14 protein-coding genes and 7 pseudogenes are annotated in these 20,111 nt (G+C 40.2%); 5 read left to right on the plus strand and 16 right to left on the minus strand.

Annotated features, from left to right (window positions below; translation table 11 throughout):
- Positions 1-6: 6 nt before the first annotated feature.
- From QUE74_RS27395 to QUE74_RS29690, 16 genes and pseudogenes are all read right to left on the minus strand, one after another.
- On the minus strand, positions 7-597 hold the full coding sequence (locus QUE74_RS27395; protein ID WP_000706175.1) for a DotU family type IV/VI secretion system protein: 591 nt from the start codon (positions 595-597) through the stop codon (positions 7-9).
- Positions 598-1,124: 527 nt separating this feature from the next.
- Positions 1,125-2,140, minus strand: a pseudogene (locus QUE74_RS27400) (IS110 family RNA-guided transposase).
- Positions 2,141-2,657: 517 nt separating this feature from the next.
- Positions 2,658-4,010, minus strand: coding sequence for a type VI secretion system baseplate subunit TssK (gene tssK, locus QUE74_RS27405; protein WP_001154664.1), 1,353 nt, complete (start codon positions 4,008-4,010; stop codon positions 2,658-2,660).
- A gap of 18 nt (positions 4,011-4,028) precedes the next feature.
- Complete coding sequence (locus tag QUE74_RS27410; protein ID WP_000202243.1) at positions 4,029-4,580, minus strand: type VI secretion lipoprotein TssJ; 552 nt, start codon at positions 4,578-4,580, stop codon at positions 4,029-4,031.
- Between the two features lie 7 nt (positions 4,581-4,587).
- Positions 4,588-5,664 carry a type VI secretion system protein TssA gene (gene tssA / locus QUE74_RS27415; RefSeq protein ID WP_001031757.1) on the minus strand — a complete coding sequence of 359 codons (1,077 nt, stop codon included), beginning with the start codon at positions 5,662-5,664 and terminating at the stop codon, positions 4,588-4,590.
- Positions 5,665-5,667: 3 nt separating this feature from the next.
- The gene (locus QUE74_RS27420; protein WP_032194046.1) at positions 5,668-5,967 is read right to left on the minus strand and encodes a PAAR domain-containing protein; all 300 of its coding nucleotides are present in this window, start codon (positions 5,965-5,967) and stop codon (positions 5,668-5,670) included.
- A gap of 15 nt (positions 5,968-5,982) precedes the next feature.
- Positions 5,983-6,444 carry a DUF6931 family protein gene (locus tag QUE74_RS27425; protein ID WP_000132334.1) on the minus strand — a complete coding sequence of 154 codons (462 nt, stop codon included), beginning with the start codon at positions 6,442-6,444 and terminating at the stop codon, positions 5,983-5,985.
- Positions 6,445-6,454: 10 nt separating this feature from the next.
- Positions 6,455-8,437: a type VI secretion system Vgr family protein gene (locus QUE74_RS27430; protein WP_000361983.1), complete on the minus strand. Its 1,983-nt coding sequence runs from the start codon at positions 8,435-8,437 to the stop codon at positions 6,455-6,457.
- A gap of 7 nt (positions 8,438-8,444) precedes the next feature.
- A complete protein-coding gene (gene tssG, locus QUE74_RS27435; protein WP_001173971.1) occupies positions 8,445-9,380 on the minus strand; it encodes a type VI secretion system baseplate subunit TssG in 936 nt (311 codons plus the stop codon).
- The gene (tssF, locus tag QUE74_RS27440; protein WP_064236768.1) at positions 9,371-11,173 is read right to left on the minus strand and encodes a type VI secretion system baseplate subunit TssF; all 1,803 of its coding nucleotides are present in this window, start codon (positions 11,171-11,173) and stop codon (positions 9,371-9,373) included. The genes tssG and tssF overlap by 10 nt, the downstream gene beginning before the upstream one ends.
- Entirely contained in the window at positions 11,166-11,588 is a 423-nt protein-coding gene (locus QUE74_RS27445; protein WP_032194047.1) for a lysozyme family protein, read from the minus strand. Before QUE74_RS27445 ends, tssF begins: the two co-directional genes overlap by 8 nt.
- A gap of 9 nt (positions 11,589-11,597) precedes the next feature.
- A complete protein-coding gene (locus tag QUE74_RS27450; protein ID WP_001355296.1) occupies positions 11,598-12,110 on the minus strand; it encodes a hypothetical protein in 513 nt (170 codons plus the stop codon).
- 9 nt (positions 12,111-12,119) lie between these two features.
- Positions 12,120-13,598 carry a type VI secretion system contractile sheath large subunit gene (tssC, locus tag QUE74_RS27455; protein WP_000156834.1) on the minus strand — a complete coding sequence of 493 codons (1,479 nt, stop codon included), beginning with the start codon at positions 13,596-13,598 and terminating at the stop codon, positions 12,120-12,122.
- Positions 13,599-13,600: 2 nt separating this feature from the next.
- A complete protein-coding gene (gene tssB, locus QUE74_RS27460; RefSeq protein WP_000072547.1) occupies positions 13,601-14,077 on the minus strand; it encodes a type VI secretion system contractile sheath small subunit in 477 nt (158 codons plus the stop codon).
- A gap of 537 nt (positions 14,078-14,614) precedes the next feature.
- Positions 14,615-15,109 carry a hypothetical protein gene (locus QUE74_RS27465; protein WP_241957720.1) on the minus strand — a complete coding sequence of 165 codons (495 nt, stop codon included), beginning with the start codon at positions 15,107-15,109 and terminating at the stop codon, positions 14,615-14,617.
- A gap of 834 nt (positions 15,110-15,943) precedes the next feature.
- A pseudogene (locus tag QUE74_RS29690) lies at positions 15,944-16,096 on the minus strand (ISKra4 family transposase); the annotation flags it as partial.
- A 59-nt stretch (positions 16,097-16,155) separates the two neighbouring features.
- On the opposite strand from QUE74_RS29690, the pseudogene QUE74_RS27470 reads away from it, so the two are divergent.
- From QUE74_RS27470 to istB, 5 pseudogenes are all read left to right on the plus strand, one after another.
- A pseudogene (locus QUE74_RS27470) lies at positions 16,156-16,652 on the plus strand (transposase); the annotation flags it as partial.
- Positions 16,653-16,739: 87 nt separating this feature from the next.
- Positions 16,740-17,753, plus strand: a pseudogene (gene istA, locus QUE74_RS27475) (IS21 family transposase).
- A pseudogene (locus QUE74_RS27480) lies at positions 17,750-18,055 on the plus strand (ATP-binding protein); the annotation flags it as partial. The pseudogenes istA and QUE74_RS27480, both read left to right, overlap by 4 nt.
- 94 nt (positions 18,056-18,149) lie before the next feature.
- Positions 18,150-19,332 (plus strand): annotated as a pseudogene (locus tag QUE74_RS27485) (Mu transposase domain-containing protein).
- Positions 19,329-20,083, plus strand: a pseudogene (gene istB, locus QUE74_RS27490) (IS21-like element ISEc10 family helper ATPase IstB). The pseudogenes QUE74_RS27485 and istB overlap by 4 nt, the downstream one beginning before the upstream one ends.
- The last annotated feature ends 28 nt before the right edge of the window (positions 20,084-20,111 follow it).

A 20,111-nucleotide genomic window follows, 5' to 3' on the forward strand; every position in this document is an offset into this window, starting at 1 on the left:
AAGTAGTTATCTCATATATATCACCAACAACAACACAAAATAAATAACAATAATACATGCAAATGACAAATAAAAATTAAACCATGATGATTTTCTCTTTTTTTGTTTAAATGCAATATTGTTTTTTCCTTTAGAATAGATATTTACCCCGCATTGTTGTTTTAGTCTTGATATATAATTATTAATTTCATCGTTTTTGCTTACTGAATATTGACCTCTGAATCCAAGTAATAGGCATAAAAGAAAAACCCATCCAACCCGGCTTTCAGACTCGATGACTTTATTAAGCAGATTAAAAAATTCGACACCTCCTGTGGAGTGTCCGAAATATTTAACTTGCAAAAGATTATCACGCCATTCTTTTCTGTAAGAAAGTTTAGAGCACAATATTACCTCATCAATCATAACGACTATTGAATAAAATGCCGCATCAAGTTCGCTGTCACTTAACGATATTTTTTCACTATTGCGAACGACGTCTTCAACAGTATCAATTATATAATTTCTAGTACTGTCGTAATCAACATATTTTTCAGGATAGACTTTAACAGATGATATAAGTTTAAATACTGGCATATAGCATTCAACGATCTTCACCAGTACCTCCATAACATAATACATTCATATAACATGTTTTGTACCCGGAAATGATAAACTGGAATTGATAATTTTCTCACTGACGCAGATATGCGTCAGTGAGCGATCCTGGCGCACTATGCAGATGGTTCTTATTAATGTTCGATAACCACTGTAGAGTGAGCAATGCTGTTCTTACATATGATTCTGGAATAAACACGATGTTTTCCTTCATCATTGTCCACGAAGCTTTCTAGTATTTTATCTTCTGCGCTGGATGAGAGCACCGTTAACACCAAAGCATTTTCACACCACAGAACATAGCATCCTGCACCGTAACAGTATCTTTGTTGCAGCCGTGAAGCTGCGGGCCCCTATGTAATACGCTGACTCGCGTCTTATTCTCCCAGCGAGCTTTAATCTCTAGAACAGATTCAGGTTTAGCGAGTCCCGGTCTTACCTGTCGTTGTCATCACTACGGCTGCCCACGCAACCTTTCAGCATTCACCCTTTTGTAAAGAGTTTATGTTTATCGGTATCAGCGATTATTAAGGCCTGATACTGACATGATTTTTGTCGTATTTACGTCCGTGAGCGGCTATTGCCCACACCGTTCGCGCCAGCTTGTTTGCCATTGCGACGATTGCCACGCTGGCCGGACGACGTTTTTTCAGTTCGGTTATCCACAGCCCAGGTTCTTTGGTCAGTAATGCTGCCGCCCTTGCACCATGAATAAACAGGGTTCGCGGATATTTATCACCACGTTTGCTTATTCCCAGCAGGCGGATTTTTCCTCCTGAGCCAGTCTGTCTGGGCACCAGACCAACATAAGCCGCGAACTCTCGCCCTGATTTAAACACAGATGCTTTCCCCATGATGGCCTACGCTGCCGTTGCAATAAGTGGCCCAACGCCAGGAATATCCAGCAACCGTCTACAGGTCTCATTCTGCCTCGCCACACTGGTAAGCTGTTTTTCGATATCATCTATCAGTGAGTCCAGCTCACTCAGTCTGTTGTACTGGTCTTCCAGCACCATAATGAGATACGGTGGCAGTCTCTCTTTCATCCGCTCCAGTGCTTCAGGGAACTCCCGTTCCATCTCTGCCCGACCTTTGTGGATGGTTTCACCAAACTCCAGTAACGTCCCGTGCAGGGCATTAATTTGTGCGGTCCGGAACTTCACCAGTTGTCTGCGGATCCAGTGCAGAACAAGAACTGACTGCTGTTCTTCTGTTTTGACGGCGATTTCTTTACCTGGCTGCTGTACCGCCATCCAGATAGCCCGTGCATCCATCACGTCATTCTTATTGCCCATGACGAATGCTTTAACGAAGCGAGCCTGCAACAACCGGACTTTGTGTCCCTGCTTTGTTAATTCACGCGCCCAGTACTGGGGCCTCCACAAGCTTCCATGCCAATCAGGCAGGGTTCGCGGTTACTGAAATACGCCAGAAAATCCTGACGACGAACCGGCTTATCCACCACTTCCCCTGTGTGCTCATTGATGAAGTGAACCTGAATGACATGTTTTGCGATATCAACGCCAACCGGTGTATATTTCATTTGTGGAGTCTCCAGTCTGAGGGAGCTTTATGCATCCCGTATTGGGCACTATGATGCCGGGAATCTGCGAGGCTCCACACTTTTCCTGCCAACCCCGGCTTCATACTCAAATAGTTGAGATGCGTTCATTACATTCTCCAATGACTAGTTTAAAAACTAGTATTAAGACTATCACTTAATTTAAGTGATAATGGTTGTCTGGATATTCAGGGGGCCAGTATATAAAATTTCTCACATACTCCATCACTTCCTTGAAGCTCAATGCCTAGTAAACACTAAAGCAGATAAATTGGCTTTATTGCGACGTCCCGTTAATAATCGGGCAATAGATGTGAGATTACTTTCCTGCCCTTGTGTCTTCCACTTGAACAACAAACCGGATTGAATACCATGCACAAAACACTATCATTCAAAGAATACAGTCTGTTGAATAATAGATGTTTTTTCTGATGTGTTTTACATATAGGCAGCAGTTACCTCTGATAAAAAACCTGTTCAAATCTAGTTATTGTATGTTTTATTTCTGCAATAATACTAACTCTACAAGTAAATCTTCAGGAGTACATGACCAATAAAATGCAACCTTTTTTTTATCCTGAGCTAATAACCATAATTCCGAGTGTTTATCTATCTGCAACCAAATTATATTTTCTCTAACCTGTAAATCAGATGTAACGACATCCATCACTGTAAAATCAATCCCAGGAAGAGCATGCTGAATTATCAGTTCTAAATGTTCAGATGGAGCAATCCTAATCTCTGACAATGCAACTAAATTATTATTTTTGAAGGTATCTGAAGTTAACTTAATATAGTAATCAACATTATTTTTAGGTGTATAGCCATCAAAATCGCAGACTAATGTATCTGTTTTTAACTGTTTGAAATCAAAACTAACAATTTTATCTCTGCATAAATTCTCCAGCATTACCTTAATATAATACTGCAGATTACTGAAACACGAAATTTGATCATAGTGATTGTATGACAAATCAACAACTCTAGCATCTGTAGCCACCATTCTCTGAAAGGTAGATATTTCCCCTGTAAACTGACATAATGCCATATAATATAACCAAGGATGAGTTGCATCTTCATTCATAAATGATGAAAGAAGTGATAAAGCTCTATTAATAGCACATAGAATAAAAAAATTATAAAAATGTCTATCGGACACTTTTCGTTCTGTATATCTATATTCTTCAAGTTTATTTTTGTAGAAATCAAGGATATATTTAATTTCTGCAACTTTACCTCTAAGTATATGATTAGCTGATAACCTCATAGCTGGAAATGAATACTCATCATCAATACACAATATATTATTGCTATGAATAACCCTGGCTAGAGGTAAGTATTCAAAGTCTGTGGTATTCTCTTTTTCTTCATCTGTAATTATCTGAATATCATATTTTATTCTTGTGATACCTACATCCTGACTATCATGATAAACATTACGCATGTTGCTTTCATCATTTGGGCTTACCCATCTGGCTGAGCCTCGTTTATCATTAACACTGGATACATTTTTATAACCGGAATTAAATCGCTTAAGAGCAAGCCACAAATTAACAGATCCAGTATCTGTGCCTCTAAGATTTATCAGGCACTTATCCTGCACAATACAGTTACCAGGGTACTCGATATAATACCCAGAAGGTAACACAGCCTTTATTTTTTCAATCCTGATTGTATCTTCTTTCAGAAGATTATCATTTATATGACATTCATAGTACCCCTGATAATAGGGTTGTGATAACTGCCTGTTTCTGGCAAGCATGAAACTATGATGCAAATCAATTGACTGAAAATGCTGAGGTTGTAAATAAAGGCCTGAATACCAATAAATAAGTTGCTCTTCTTCTTGCATGCAGTAATACCTGTACAATTATTTTATACTGATACTTTCTTTACCCATAGATATCTTTTTAAAAAGAGGAGATAGTGACGCATGTAATGATTTGTTCCACCACCCATCCTCAATAACATTAACAGGGATATCTAAAAGCACCATATGCTGTTTTCCAGGAAAGGGATAGTATCCGGCAATAATACCTACATATTTAGCACCTTCACTCCGATCTATATGTAGTGTTGTCTCCTGACCTGGCATTGCCACATATTTATCAACTTTAAGAATACCATCAATTTTACCAGCCCCACTGAAAAACTGTTTAATTAACACTGGATTATTCATTAAGTCCTGTAATGTTTTTTTACCTGAGGACTGTAAGAATAATAAAGTACAGCTATTGGATATATCGTTAAGTGAGTTTAATTGTGTATCGGGTGATATCTGAAAAGTAATCAAGCCTGCACCAAATGGAGTATCAACATTATTAATAACCTGCATTTTATCCTGCTCAGAATACTTATCAGAGCAAGAACTAATAAAAAAAGGTAATGCTATAGCTATTAGTAACAGATACTTACTAGTCATTAATTTTTTACCCTTTTAAAATACGATTTATTTGTTCCATAGATTCATTATCTTTAAGTAGTTCCTCAAGCCATTCTGACATAGTCATTGTTGACCAACGTACTGCTCTTTCAAGAAGATAAGGTACAGGACTAGTGGGTTCAGATTGCCTGAAAAAAACAGATATTTTTTTTAGTTGTTCTATAGCTTTCTCCCTTGACATCTCTTTATCTATTGAGTTTGTTAATGCAGTATCAAATTCCTTTTCTTCCTCCGGAAACACTTTCTTTGTCTCCATATTCTCTAGTTCAACTGAAAATTGTGCTGCTGATTTGTTATCTTGTACTTCTTGTGGTAAAAAACGGCTCAATAAATCGATTATTTCACTAATGGCATGTCTGGTTTTAGCGAAAATATTATGTATATCTTCATGAGTATGAAAAAAGTAAAAAGATTCAATCTCATCAATTTTGTCAGGTAAATCAGAAAATTTAAGAAGTTGCTCACTAATCTTGCGTGCATTATATTTACCTACAGATTTTTTGAACGATTCAACAGAGTGATCACCTTCTCTTTCTATTAATTTTTCCTTTCCATCTTCTAATAAGCTCGCACTATGCTCAAACGACAGCGCCTTATACCATTTAGACAGAGTAATTTCTTTATCATCAAGAAGAGGATATGCTTTCAAATACTCTGACAAATCAATATCAAGACGAACTAGTTTACTGTAACGAATTTCCTGCCCTTCTTCCTGGGATGGCCAGCATATAGTCCAGTACTGAGAAATAAATTTAGCAAGATATTCCAGTCCGCAACTCATCCCTTCCAGAGCATACAAATGCGTCAAGGACTCCACATACCAACAACTAATCTGTAGATCTTTACTCTTATTGCGTAAAGTAACCTCACATAATTTTCTTACTTTTCTCCAGTCAGCCCTACGAGGTTCACTGACAGCCCATTCTCCCTGGGACATGTAGTCAGGATCATTTTGCCTTGCTGCCCGTATTTCGCTATACACAGGATCATACTCAATATCATCACCTGCCGGCGATTCTCCTATAACAGGAAGCAGTAATGTATCCGTCTCAAACTTATTCATTATTTATCCCATTAATACCTGAGGACATCCGCTGACAATTGTCCCCCCATGAGCACAGATATCACCCATTCGTGCTGCCGGTTTGCCGCATATAAAAACTTTAAAACTTCCCATAATAACGGCATCCACTGGTCCGGTACAAAGTGCCTGAGTCCCCAATGTAGCTGCAGGTAATCCACCAATGAGTACAGACGGAGAGCCTGGCGGCAACAGAGGTCCACCGACATGGGGAACAGGTGGTAAACCAGGCGTCATCATAGGACATACATGCATATCAGTAACTCTTGCTGCTGGCTGAGGCATATACAACTCCCAAGATTAACTATTACACCAATGCTGAAAAAGAAAAACAATCCCTTCGACAGGTGTATCATAACATTTACACGATTGATTCATTAATATTCCATAAATAATTTTTTTTTCTGAACATGACGGTGCATGGACTGGTGGATATGAAGTCGGACTCAAACTTCCTTGTGATATAAATAACGATAACCCCAGGGCTCCTGACTGAGTAGAAAATCCTGCAGACTCGGCGTTTTTAAATATTTCCCACCGTTGTTCTTCATCTCCTTCCTTCCATTTTACAATGGATTGTAAAAGCACTGAGTCTTCTTCAGAAGATGACTGAGAGATAAATTGCGCCAGCCATTTAATTAATGTTAACGAATCTGTATTCTCTATCCAGAAATTAAGTGCATCCTGCCATTTTCCTTTTAGCAGCATTTGCTCAACAATCTTATTAAATTCCAGAGCAGAGTTGTTTTTAGAATCTGTCATATGAAATCCTTTATCCAATATTCACTATTCCTCCTTTTATCTGCGTTATTGCAGATCCCTGAAGCGTCAACATAGTGCCTTTTACTTCAGAAATAGCTTGACCTTCAAGTTTAAGTGTGGCTGCTTTAACCTCTGCAGACGCTTGCCCTTCAACGGTAATTTTTGCGGCTTTTATACTTATCCCTGATGTGGATATAGTTATCTCATTTGCCCCCACTTTTATTTTTATTGATTGGGTTGATTCAAATATAAGATTTTCATCAGTAATAAAACTACCACCGCCCCCAGTCACATTAAGGCTATAATCTCCATCTGACACCTTTATATCAATATTTCCATGCACATCATTATGCAAGTTGCCTTCTTTAAGAATAAGCTTATCATTCCCTTTTTTTATTTCAGAATTACGACCTTTTGCAACCGTTAATGACATTGAGTTATTAATATTGCTGATCATATCCTTCTTTACTGTCAGGTGGTAATCACCAGAAGAAGTTAATACGGTTTTTTCCTCATTTTCTTTATCATCAAAAACAAGTTGATGACCCTCTCCCTTTTTTCCATTCTTAACACTACGAGTAACAAATCCAGACTTACAATTATTCTCAGGCAGAGAAAAAGGCGGTTTATTCTGACCATTATACACTGTTCCAACAACAATTGGATAGTCAGGATTACCCTGTATAAAACTAACCAGAACCTCACTGCCAATACGAGGAATAAACTGACTACCGAAACCATCCCCGGACCATGCCTGAGATACACGGACCCAACAGGAGCTTTCCTCTGTACCTGACGTGGACATTTCCCCCCAGAGAAATCTAATTTTTACACGCCCGAATTTATCTGTATAATATTCTTCAGAGCTAGGACCAACCACTCTGGCAAGTAAGACACCTGGAATAACCGGGGAATTTAATTCTCCTTTAAAACTAAGCGAATTTTTATTATCCGAAGCACGAAATTCACAATTACAATATCCAGTATCCTCAGCATCATTGTTTAATGCATTAAGATATAATGAAGTAATTCTGTAATAATTTTTATCCAAACAAAAACGTTCACCACATGACAACCACCATGAATTTGTTTTTCCAGACCAAGTTTTAATTTCACCATCACATGATGCCATCATAGTTGCGGCACGTTTTTGTATCAACTCACGTTTTTTCTCAGGAATAATACATTCATAAATCACATTGCTGGATTTAACATCATTCACTTTACTTTCTGATTTTATAGTGATTTCATTAACATTACTCTCATTATAACCTGAAAATATCACAGCAGGGCATTTAAGATTTTCTGTGACAGACCATTCAGTGATGTATCCCTGATGCGACTCCCTAAGATTTTCACCAGGTAAGAGCTCCAGTTTATCATAGGATGCCTTAGGATGAGATGCTGGATCATCTGCTAATGTCATAATATGTTTGTCTTTCTTATGAACAAAGAAGTAGTAAATTCCAGCATCAGACAAAACCCTGTTAATAAAATCCAGATCAGACTCCTGGTACTGAATCTTATACTCTATCAAACTCTGTTCTTTATATAATATGATGTGTGGCGGATTAAACAAACTGTCTTTTAAAATTGTGGTTACAATATCAGATGGTGTTATATTTGACCATATCCTTGTTCTTTTACTAGTTTCTAACTTGGCAATTTCTGGCTGTAATATGATAATACATGTATGCTTCATGCTGCTATCATAATTATATATTACTTTTGTGACCACACCATGAATGAATCGTGAAGGTAACGGATTGCATTGTTCTCCTATCTCACAACACATATGCATACCGTGTAACAGCTCCAGAGACTTACAGTCAGCTTTACTTAAACATTTTATTTCATAGCTATAGATGTCAGATAGTGACTCATTACCCTTAATTTCAAGTGGATATAAGGATACATTACAACCATACAACCTAATAAAATGTTTGTTCTGGAATTTATAATAATCGTCATCTACAGATATAACTTTATCCATAATATATTCACCATAATATACAAAAGCACCGTTCTTTATGGTTTTTTACTCCAGAACCTATTGAAATATTAAATCCAAGTTTATTGTTTATATTCATTTGATTATCATCATTACTGGAACAAACCATTACATATATTTTAAACTTAAGCGCATCACCTACATATGATTTTATTTGCTGACTAATAAAATAGTTAAAATCCCGTCCGGGCATAAATTCCATTGCTTTTTTATAGTCTATGGGGCCCAATACAACATCAAAATGTGAATCAACCACCCAACGAACATTCCCGATAACAGGACCTTCACCCAGAGTGTACTGGCAATTCCCCAAAATACCCTGTTCATTGGGGTCTGTATTTTCAAAAGTACCACGAAAAGGATTAATGGACACTCGGATTTGATATATTGATGAGAGTAACTGTTCAAGTCCGGACAGAGTTCTAACAGATTGAGCATAGAATGCAGTATATGCCAAGCCTGTCATACTAATTGTCTGAGGAGTGACTCCGCCTAAAGATAAAAGTATATTGTTAAGTACATTATTATCTCTTCTATTTTCATCTCCTGACAGATGCATTTTTTGCCATGCTAGATAGGAAAGGCAATACATCCTGTGATCAAACATATTCATAAACGCTTTAGGAGCATCATCGTTATAACGTAATTTTCTTTCAATCAGCCATTCTGTATATGCTACAGGAAGAACCCCTGCAGCTCCGGTCAATCCATTATGGAATAATGAGAGATGATACTTTCCATCCTTCTCATCATGATACAGATTCTCTATCTGGCCATCAGGTGAATCTAAAGACAGACTGGATGTAAATCTGAAATGTTCATCAATAACATCATCAATACTTTCATCTGGCTTTAGAAATTTTTTCAATAACACACGAACTTTATTGAAAAAACTGAATTTACTTCTGTTATTAATCAAAGCCATGTTAATTTCCCTGCTCTCATCGGCCATATGCGACGAGTGTTCTCATCATGCTCAAATACTGTAATCATACGAGTAAAGCTATTTACAGGAGCATGGAGTCCAAGAAAGTGATCAAGAAAAGAACAAAACAGGAAACATTCAGGGTGCATATATGCATCCTTTGAAAGAATAACTTTAATATCAATTCCACGAGCGGATACAGGCGGATATATACCAGATAAACGGGATGAAACTGGTGTGATTTGTAGTTCTTTAATCCATTCAATATAAATTGATATTGAGCGATTGTTATTATAATTATATATTGACAGCATTTCTCTCAGTTTCATTGCTCCATCAGTACCACTGAGCAAAACAAAATTAAGAGATAACTGAGAAATAATTCTCCAGTTCATGCCTTTTAAGGCCATAGCAGGCAACATTCTTGATGGACGGTTTAGTGCTGTTATTCTCAGATTAGCAATATCGATATCACAATCAAAATCACCATCAGGAGCACCAATATTCATTGATGATGGAATATTACCATTCGTACACATCACATCAATTGAAAGGACATCCCCATTCATAATACGTGCCTGAACTCCACCATCATCACTCAGACGAATATATACATTTTCTTCATAGTTACTTCTTTCAGAAGGCATGCGGTAATATGAACTGTGCCAAAATATATTTAATGATTGTTGAATGAAAGAATGTTCAAGTCCAAATAAATTTTTTAATGGAATCTGTCTGACTAAATCATTTTCATATCTGTGCAATATTACTTTATTTATATCCCAAATTAAAATTTCATCACGGGAATATAAATCCGCATTAACCTGATACTCATCCTGACCGTCCGATAATCGTAACGGTTCTGATTTTTTTTCGAAGAGATTAACAACGGGAGAGCAGTTTACTCTAAATAGTTCTTCGGAAACATTTTTCTCTATTTTATCTATTTCATACTTTCCAGCACTATTTTTCAATGTTATGTGAATCCTAACAGAATCCCCCGAGCATAACTCAATTTCAGAGTCAAATTTTATATCAATAAAGTTGAATCTTTCAGCAAATGAAAAATAGTCCAGCGTAAGATTATGTATGTACGAAACATTTCCTGTTCGTGGTAATGTTACTTCCCCCTCATTAAACCCGGCACCGAACACATTAGTTTTGACACCGTATAATACATCATTATTTTTCTGTAAAATAATATTATCAACTTCATCACAGAGTAATGTATATATTATGCCCGTAACCGTTGACGGACCATTCAGATAAAACCTGACAAAATCGAGAGAAAATTTAGCCCCGTCAAAAACCTTTAAGTTTAATTCAATTCTCCATAAGGAAGATAAATTATCATAGTAAATTTTTGCTTCATTAACTGTTGCCGGGACTATTGTCAGAGGATATACCGTCCGAAACTGGCAGGTAGTTTTAGATTTATGCTTAAAATATATCGAAGTACCAACCGGAACTTCATACATGGATGTTATTCCACTGGAATTCTTATCTGGCTCAAATGAAACAATACATGATGAAGGGTAGTGGTACAAAAATTGGGGAGCAAGATTCCTAAGCAATGCCTCCATTAACTCAGGTAAATCCTCGTCTAACCTCTGATGAATTCTTGAACTTAAAAAAGCAAAAGACTCTGTTAATCTCTGAATATGTGGGTCTTCAGACACCCCCTGATTATATCCAAGACGTCTGGCTATCTTTGGATATTTTTTTGCAAACTCATCTCCATGCTTTTTTAAGAAAAAAAGTTCTTTCTGATAGTAAGATAATAGTTTATTCATACAGTGAAAACTCTCCTGAGTGTTTATCCCATTTAATGCAGAATTTTACCCTGTCCATAAAAAACAGGGCGGTAACTGAAAAAAAAGAATAATTATCATCACTAAAAAGGTGTTCAACAACAGGATTCCCCAGCCTGGATTCATAACGCTGAAGCGTTATCAATATTCTTGAGGAAATTTCACTATTAACACTATCACTATGCTCACTGGCTGATACACCATATACTGATGCTGTTATGCCATAGTTCAGGACAGAGCTATTAACAAACGGCAGGTCATCTGTCTCATGATATAAAGGCCGTGATGACAATAACATTCCAAGCTCATACTTAAGATCATCTGAAATAACAAAATTCAGAAGATCTTCCGATGAGCCCGGATTATCATCACGTAAAAACTGAAGAAACGAATGCATTCAGTGTTTTTATATAAGTGTCTGTTTCTCTAAACTATACGTTATTGGTCCTAACTTTTCCGTACTTTTACCATCAGATGATGGAATATTCATCTCTATTGAGACTAAATTTTCTGGGCTAAATGATAACTCAAGAATTAGATTAGCCTCATTATCATGTGCTAACAATATATCATGTAAGTGGCAACCATCATAAATAACTTTAAAGGATGAATATTCACTACCAGATCTAGTAGACTCCCTGCGTAAAACTTCTATTTTAACTGATTTCTCTCCTCTTTTAAAAAAATGCTCTATAAGTTCTTGTGTTTGTTTAGTAACTTTAAGCTTCAGATTACAGATATCAAAAACAGAACCATCAATACCAGAAAAAGCACGAAATGCGTTAGGGCAATATGCGTCAAAGTAATCATTACAATTATTAACTTTTGAATTTCCCTTTATTACCTTGTCATCAATTGTTACTTTGACAAACTCTTTACTTAGCGCACTTCCAAAAGCAGTAGCCATAACTCCTCCCATAATAAAATTTTAACTTACACTTGATGGCAAGTCAGCAACAAGACGTAATGACATACTTAATCCCTCAAGCTGAAAATGAGGTTTAATCCATGCAATTGCACGATATGAACCAGGACTGCCAGGAATTTCAACAACATCTATGGATGCTTCACGTAATGGATAACGTGCCTTTGTTTCCTGTCCGGCGTTATCTGATGCCACAACATATTGCATGATCCAGTTTTGCAGATATGTCTGACATTCTGTCTTTGACATAAAACTTCCAACTTTATCACGAACAATAACTTTCAGATAATGTGCGAATCGTGACGTTGCTAATATATACTGAAGTTGGCTGGATAATTTTGCATTTGCATTAGCCTGATCAGTATTGTATAGCCGTGGTTTGTTCACCGATTGAACGGCAAAAAATGCTGCAAAATCAGTGCCTTTACAGTAAACCAGTGGAATGAATCCGAGATCTGACAGTTCTTTTTCCCTTCGGTCTGAGATAGCAACCTCAGTCGGACATTGTAATAATCTCTCACCCGTATGGGATACATAATTATAGGCCGGTAATGATTTCACCAAACCACCACCTTCCACACCACGAATTGCTGCACACCAGCCATACTCCTCAAAAGCATCAACTATCCGACAGGCAAGTTCAAAAGCTGTATTTACCCACAGATAGTCTTTTCCTGAGTTGTCTTCACTAATGTGCTCTTCAAAATTAAACGTCTCAGCAGGTACAGTCTTCATGCCATATGGGATACGTCCCAAGGACTGTGGCAAAGTTAGTCCCACATAACGACTGTCTTCTGTCTGCCTGAAACTACGCCACCGGGCATAATCTGTTGTTTCAAATAATTTTGCCAGATCACGCGGGTAGGGTAGTTCGCTAAAAGAATTCATGGATAGCATCCCAGGAGCAATAGAACTCAAAAACGGAGCATGAGCGCTGGCAGCCACATGGGAAATATGCTCCAGCAAATCAATATCCTGAGGTGTATTATCGAAATAGAAGTCCCCCACAAAAGCAGAATATGGTGTTCCCCCGAAGGTTCCATACTCGCTTTCATAAATATTTTTAAATAATACAGACTGGTCGAAATCTGAGGATGATTTAAAATCTTTGAGTAACTCTTTTTTAGTACAGTGTAACACTGTATATTTTACATTTTCAGTTACGCTGGTATGAACCAGCTTATAAAGCCCTGTCCACGCTGACTCTATTTTTTGAAACTCACTTGCATGCATAATCAAACTAAGCTGCTCAGACATCAACTTATCAATATCAGTGATTCGCTTTTCAATACTACCGATTAAATCACTGTTAATGACTAAAGAACCACTGGCAACTTCAGCAAGGAAATTATTAACCTGTAATTTAAATCTAGTTTTTTCAGAATCTTGTCTTACAGCTCTGGTATTATTTATAATTTCTTCTAGACAATCATCTGTAGCATACTGTGTTTCATTCTGCCCTAATGTTGATGTAATTGTCATGTTTATTCCTTACCTTCATCATTTTCAGGATTATTTTGAGTATTTACCAGTAATTCCTGAAGTTTTTCTTTCAATTTTTCATTACTTGCAGCCCTGTTACGGAGGTCACAAAGGTGAGACCTCAATTCAGATAATTTTTTAAGACACTCGACTTGTTGAATCACATGATCAGGAGAAAAATCGTCTTTGCACTTAAACGTAAGCTCGACATCCAGTTTCCCTTCATTACCCGGGATAACACTATTAACCATAAAATGAGCCTTCGGACTCATTGATGTCATAACTTCATCAAAATTGTCTTTGTCTATACAAATAAACTTTCGTTCTCTCAATGGCTTGTCTGATGAAGAGTACTCTCCTAAAACCCCAATAACAAGGGGTAACTCTTTCGCTGTTTCGGCATCTCCAGTTTCAACATCGTAGGTTATCTGTACTCTAGGGGGGCGGGATTTATCAAGTTTGTGTTGTGTATTACTCACTTTATCTATCCTGTAGTAGTGTTAGTGTGTCATATACATATCAACTAAATGCCATAGCTACCGCACTAATATTCCCAAACATGAAAATATCGAATAAAAACAGATAATTATTATTAGTGTATTAATAACAACTAACGTTATAAATACAATATGCGACGTATATTTTCTTATTTAATTTATTTAAATGTTAATTATGTTAACTAAAATCATCACATATTAAATAACTTTAATTATTTTGTTTACTCATATTTTGAAGATGAAATTATTAATCTAAAAGAACAGTATATTCTGAAATCTGTATACACCGCCTTGTAAAAGCCGGGAGATATCTCACTTATTCATGAGAATATCTGACTACGGGCATTGTTGCAGACTCAACATGACACCATCAACCAGATAACGGAAACCACCTTTTCTCACTTCGGGAGGCTTATATAAACCGACCAAAGCACTGATTGTCAAACTGCATCGAATGCACTTTACTAAAGTGCTCAAAAAACTAAAAAATTCACAGCCTTGCAATATCAAGGTGTTATTTTAATATCGCACTTTAAAATCAGAAAGAGAAAACTTTAAATCTGATCCACAAAGTGCCTTTTGAGACTCAGTTAATATACTACTTATAGGTATTATTCCTTTTTTCTTTGAAGAGTAAAAATCCATATCTTCGTTATGATTTTTTAATCTCCAATCTCTCGACACATCTACTTCACCCAAGTATCCCGTAACTACTAAATCGTGATAACCATATCCATACATAATCTCTTTTAGACGTAGTGCGAAAGCGGGAGTTTTTGAATGTATGCCAGAATTGCAAGATAAAATCCTTATATCTTTAAAACTTTTTGGTAAACGTCGGTGTATTAATTGAGTTGCTAACGTCCCAGGACTCAATGTTGGCCCACTCGCTGATCCTGTCCCTATAACAGATGTATTTCCATGAGCAAAGATATATAAAACATCTCCTGGTTTTAAAAAGCACAGAGGTGTCTTATCGGAAGCTCTCACACCGAAACATTGTTTATTTTTCATGTTTTGGTGCTTAACTTCACTCTCAAGAAAAACATCATTTTCTTTTATTCTGCATATACAATCCTTCTCTTAGTTACTTATAAGTAACCACAAAGGCCACACCACTACGCACAAAAAATAAAACCCTCGATTATACCAAGCAGTTTACCAATCAGTTTTAAAGCCTCCGCGATAATCAGCCCATACATCTACATGAACATTATCACCATGGTAGCGCCCGACATCCAGTTAGCCCGGATAACCAAAATCCAAGGTGGCGATCTACCCTTCCTTTCAGGCAAGGCAGCCTTGAATCATGGTGCAGACTAATAAAGACGTCGTTATGGATATTGCGATAGCTTCCGGCTCTCAGGCCTCCACTATTATCCACGATGTACATACAATGAACCGCTTTTTAACAAGTCTAAGAAAATAAAACTGCACTCAAAAATGCTCAGACCACACTTCTCATAAACATAGGAATTTAAGCGCAACTTCTATTGTTCTCTCAACTATATAGCTATTTGCCGCTTCCTCCATGAACTTATTTCCTCATATCGCTTCGCATACATGCGGCAGAAATTCATACAAAAACCATAAATAAATTATGGTATAGTCTAATGAAAAACCAACATCTTTTTTAGCTAATAATGCACACAATAACAGGTTGTGCGTTATTAGCTAAAAAAGGGGAATTATCTGAACCGCACAGTTGTAAACTACTCAGGCAGCTAGATTATCTTCCTATGGAATCTAAATTAGCTTTTTCTGCTTCTGCTGGAGAGACATGGCCCAGCCTTTCCAGCAATCGTCGATTGTTATAGGAGAGCATGAAAAATCCTGGGGCAGTAGATATGCTGCCATCGCGGATAACGTCCCCCTACTCTGAGCGTCTATCGTACAACCGGGATACCAACTGGCGAATTTGTCCTGTAGTTCGTTATTCAGGACTGCAGTTCTGGTCTGTAACAAATAATGCGCGCCCTTTCTACTCCACTGCATTGATCTTATCCAGCAATAGTGGACACGCGGCTAAGTGAGTAAACTCTCAGTCAGAGGTGACTCACATGACAAAAACAGTCTCAACCAGTAAAAAACCCCGTAAACAGCATTCGCCTGAATTTCGCAGTGAAGCCCTGAAACTTGCTGAACGCATCGGTGTTGCTGCCGCAGCCCGTGAACTCAGCCTGTATGAATCTCAGCTCTATGCGTGGCGCAGCAAACTGCAGCAACAGATGACCTCGTCTGAACGTGAAAGTGAACTGGCCGCTGAAAATGCCCGCCTGAAGCGGCAACTGGCGGAGCAGGCAGAGGAACTGGCTATCCTCCAAAAGGCCGCGGCATGCTTCGCGAAGCGCCTGAAATGAAGTATGTCTTTATTGAAAAACATCAGGCTGAGTTCAGCATCAAGGCTATGTGCCGCGTGCTCCGGGTGGCCCGCAGCGGCTGGTATACGTGGTGCCAACGGCGGACAAGGATAAGCCCTCGTCAGCAGTTCCGTCAGCACTGCGACAGCGTTGTCCTCGCGGCTTTTACACGGTCAAAACAGCGTTACGGTGCACCACTGTCACGAACGGTGCAATAGTGATCCACACCCAACGCCTGAAATCAAATCCAGGGGGTAATCTGCTCTCCTGATTCAGGAGAGCTTATGGTCACTTTTGAGACAGTTATGGAAATTAAAATCCTGCACAAGCAGGGAATGAGTAGCCGGGCGATTGCCAGAGAACTGGGGATCTCCCGCAATACCGTTAAACGTTATTTGCAGGCAAAATCTGAGCCGCCAAAATATACGCCGCGACCTGCTGTTGCTTCACTCCTGGATGAATACCGGGATTATATTCGTCAACGCATCGCCGATGCTCATCCTTACAAAATCCCGGCAACGGTAATCACTCGCGAGATCAGATACCTAGGATATCGTGGCGGAATGACCATTCTCAGGGCGTTCATTCGTTCTCTCTCGGTTTCTCAGGAGCAGGAGCCTGTTGTTCGGTTCGAAACTGAACCCGGACGACAGATGCAGGTTGACTGGGGCACTATGCGTAATGGTCGCTCACCGCTTCACGTGTTCGTTGCTGTTCCCGGATACAGCCGAATGCTGTACATCGAATTCACTGACAATATGCGTTATGACACGCTGGAGACCTGCCATCGTAATGCGTTCGCTTCTTTGGTGGTGTGCCGCGCGAAGTGTTGTATGACAATATGAAAACTGTGGTTCTGCAACGTGACGCATATCAGACCGGTCAGCACCGGTTCCATCCTTCGCTGTGGCAGTTCGGCAAGGAGATGGACTTCTCTCCCCGACTGTGTCGTCCCTTCAGGGCACAGACTAAAGGTAAGGTGGAACGGATGGTGCAGTACACCCGTAGCAGTTTTTATATCCCACTAATGACTCGCCTGCGCCCGATGGGGATCACTGTCGATGTTGAAACAGCCAACCGCCACGGTCTGCGCTGGCTGCACGATGTCGCTAACCAACGAAAGCATGAAACAATCCAGGCCCGTCCCTGCGATCGCTGGCTCAGCATCCATGCTGGCACTGCCTCCGGAGAAAAAAGAGTATGACGTGCATCCTGGTGAAAATCTGGTGAACTTCGACAAATCCCCCCTGCATCATCCACTCTCCATCTACGACTCATTCTGCAGAGGAGTGGCGTGATGATGCAACTGCAACATCAACGACTGATGGTGCTCGCCGGGCAGTTGCAACTGGAAAGCCTTATAAGCGCAGCGCCTGCGCTGTCACAACAGGCAGTAGACCAGGAATGGAGTTATATGGACTTCCTGGAGCATCTGCTTCATGAAGAAAAACTGGCACGTCATCAACGTAAACAGGCGATGTATACCCGAATGGCAGCCTTCCCGGCGGTGAAAACGTTCGAAGAGTATGACTTCACATTCGCCACCGGAGCACCGCAGAAGCAACTCCAGTCGTTACGCTCACTCAGCTTCATAGAACGTATATGAGACGACAATAACTCAGTCCGCCTGGCGCCGATTATTCTGGCCGGTTTTGTAACCTGAGTGTCATTTACATGATCCAACAGGAAATGGCGTGACGCTCAATACTTCTCAGGTCAGTTACTATATGACTCAGCGTAAGAAAGGTATAACTCAGCATATCTCGGCCATGAAGGCTGGTATCTCAGTCCGTTCTGGTCGTCGGATCGAAAAAGGAGAGTGGGCAAAAAACAGTGTTCGGCACTGGCGCACACGCAAAGATCCTCTGGAAGCTATGTGGGACAGCATGCTTGTTCCTCTGTTGAAAGAGAGGCCGGCTCTGACACCAACAACTCTACTGGAGATGCTACAGGATAAATATCCCGGCCAGTACCCCAACAGCCTTCGAAGAACAATGCAACGGCGGGTTCGCGAATGGAAACTACAGTATGGTGCAGAGCAGGAGGTCATGTTCCGCCAGCAACATCAGCCCGGCCTGCGATGCCGGTCGGGGCCACGAAAATGGCTCGGTTGAAAGTGCCCACGGACATCTGAAAAGGCGTATCTGTCAGGCGCTGATACTGCGGGGCAGTAACGACTTCAGCACCATAGAAGAATATCAGGCCTTCATCACTCAGCAGGTTATGCGGCACAACCGTAACAATCAGGATCTGGTCAAGGAAGAACGTCTTCATCTGAAACCGCTGCCGCTTCGTCGCAGTGCTGACTATGATGAGCTGACTGTGAGGGTTAGTCGCAGCAGTACCATCAATGTGAAGCACGTCGTCTACAGCGTACCTTCCCGGCTTGTAGGTCAACTGTTACGGGTCAGGTTATGGGACGATCGTCTGAGCTGTTACGTTGGCAGCAGCGAGGTCATGAGCTGCCCTCGCGTCAGACCAGAAAAAGGGAAGACGCGGGCCCGTCGTATCGACTTCCGACATGTGATCGACAGTCTGGCAAAAAAGCCCGGTGCGTTCTGCCATGCAACGCTGAGAAATGACATCCTGCCGGACGATGAATGGCGGAGGCTGTGGCGTCGCTTATGTAATCATCTGGAGCCCGATATGGCAGGAAGGCTGATGGTACATGCCCTGAAACTGGCTGCAGGATACGACGATATCTCAGTCGTGGCAAAAGGTATGGAGCAGATGCTGAATACCCCGGGAAACGTGGATCTGCACCGGCTGATGCGCTTCCTGGGTATAAAAGAAAAGGCGTTGCCGGTAGTCAATGTGATACAGCATAACCTGAGCAGTTATGAGCAACTACTGCGTGGCAAGGGAGGTTCGCAGTGAGCAATATCCATCACCTTGAACATAGCCTGCGTAAACTACGCCTGACACGAGTTGGAGCTGAATGGCACGCTCTGGAAAAACGAGCGCTGGCAGAAGGCTGGACACCATCGCGCTATCTTCTGACGCTATGCAATGAAGAACTCCTGTGGCGCGAGAGTGAAAAACTGCGTCGTTATAAAAAGGAGGCCCGGTTGCCAGTTGCCAAAACGCTGAGCGAATACGACTTCAGTCAGGTGCCGGAACTGAATGGAGCTCAGTTCCGGCAACTCTGTGAAACGACAGACTGGGTTGATGCAGGAGAAAACGTTCTGCTGTTCGGAGCCAGCGGGTTGGGGAAAAGCCATCTGGCGGCAGCGATCGTGGATGGCGTAGTAGGTCAGGGCTACCGGGCCCGGTTCTACAGCGCAGGAGAGCTGTTGCAGGAACTACGTAAAGCCAGAGCTCAGTTGAAACTGAATGAGCTGCTACTGAAACTGGATCGCTACCGGGTGATAGTGGTGGATGATCTTGGCTATGTCAAACGCGATAGTGCCGAAACGGGTGTGCTGTTCGAGTTAATAGCGCATCGCGATGAACGTGGGAGCCTGGTGATAACCAGTAACCATCCGTTCAGCATGTGGGGCAGCATCTTCGTGGATGAGACTATGGCGGTGGCTGCGGCAGACAGGCTGATCCACACGGATATATGTTCGAACTGAAAGGGGAAAGCTACAGGAAAAAGACAGCGAAGGCAGTAACAAGCGCGACTTGATGTCGCCCTGAAGGGTGCGGCCAGTATA

This window comes from Escherichia sp. 10290 (assembly GCF_030295155.1).
GTDB classification, from domain to species: Bacteria; Pseudomonadota; Gammaproteobacteria; order Enterobacterales; family Enterobacteriaceae; genus Escherichia; species Escherichia coli_F.

Coding starts and splice junctions, on each gene's coding strand:
- tssK (WP_001154664.1), bottom strand. CDS start 4,010: ATGCAAGAAGAAGAGCAACTTATTTATTGGTATTCAGGCCTTTATTTA.
- QUE74_RS27410 (WP_000202243.1), bottom strand. CDS start 4,580: ATGACTAGTAAGTATCTGTTACTAATAGCTATAGCATTACCTTTTTTT.
- tssA (WP_001031757.1), bottom strand. CDS start 5,664: ATGAATAAGTTTGAGACGGATACATTACTGCTTCCTGTTATAGGAGAA.
- QUE74_RS27420 (WP_032194046.1), bottom strand. CDS start 5,967: ATGCCTCAGCCAGCAGCAAGAGTTACTGATATGCATGTATGTCCTATG.
- QUE74_RS27425 (WP_000132334.1), bottom strand. CDS start 6,444: ATGACAGATTCTAAAAACAACTCTGCTCTGGAATTTAATAAGATTGTT.
- QUE74_RS27430 (WP_000361983.1), bottom strand. CDS start 8,437: ATGGATAAAGTTATATCTGTAGATGACGATTATTATAAATTCCAGAAC.
- tssG (WP_001173971.1), bottom strand. CDS start 9,380: ATGGCTTTGATTAATAACAGAAGTAAATTCAGTTTTTTCAATAAAGTT.
- tssF (WP_064236768.1), bottom strand. CDS start 11,173: ATGAATAAACTATTATCTTACTATCAGAAAGAACTTTTTTTCTTAAAA.
- QUE74_RS27445 (WP_032194047.1), bottom strand. CDS start 11,588: ATGCATTCGTTTCTTCAGTTTTTACGTGATGATAATCCGGGCTCATCG.
- QUE74_RS27450 (WP_001355296.1), bottom strand. CDS start 12,110: ATGGGAGGAGTTATGGCTACTGCTTTTGGAAGTGCGCTAAGTAAAGAG.
- tssC (WP_000156834.1), bottom strand. CDS start 13,598: ATGACAATTACATCAACATTAGGGCAGAATGAAACACAGTATGCTACA.
- QUE74_RS27465 (WP_241957720.1), bottom strand. CDS start 15,109: ATGAAAAATAAACAATGTTTCGGTGTGAGAGCTTCCGATAAGACACCT.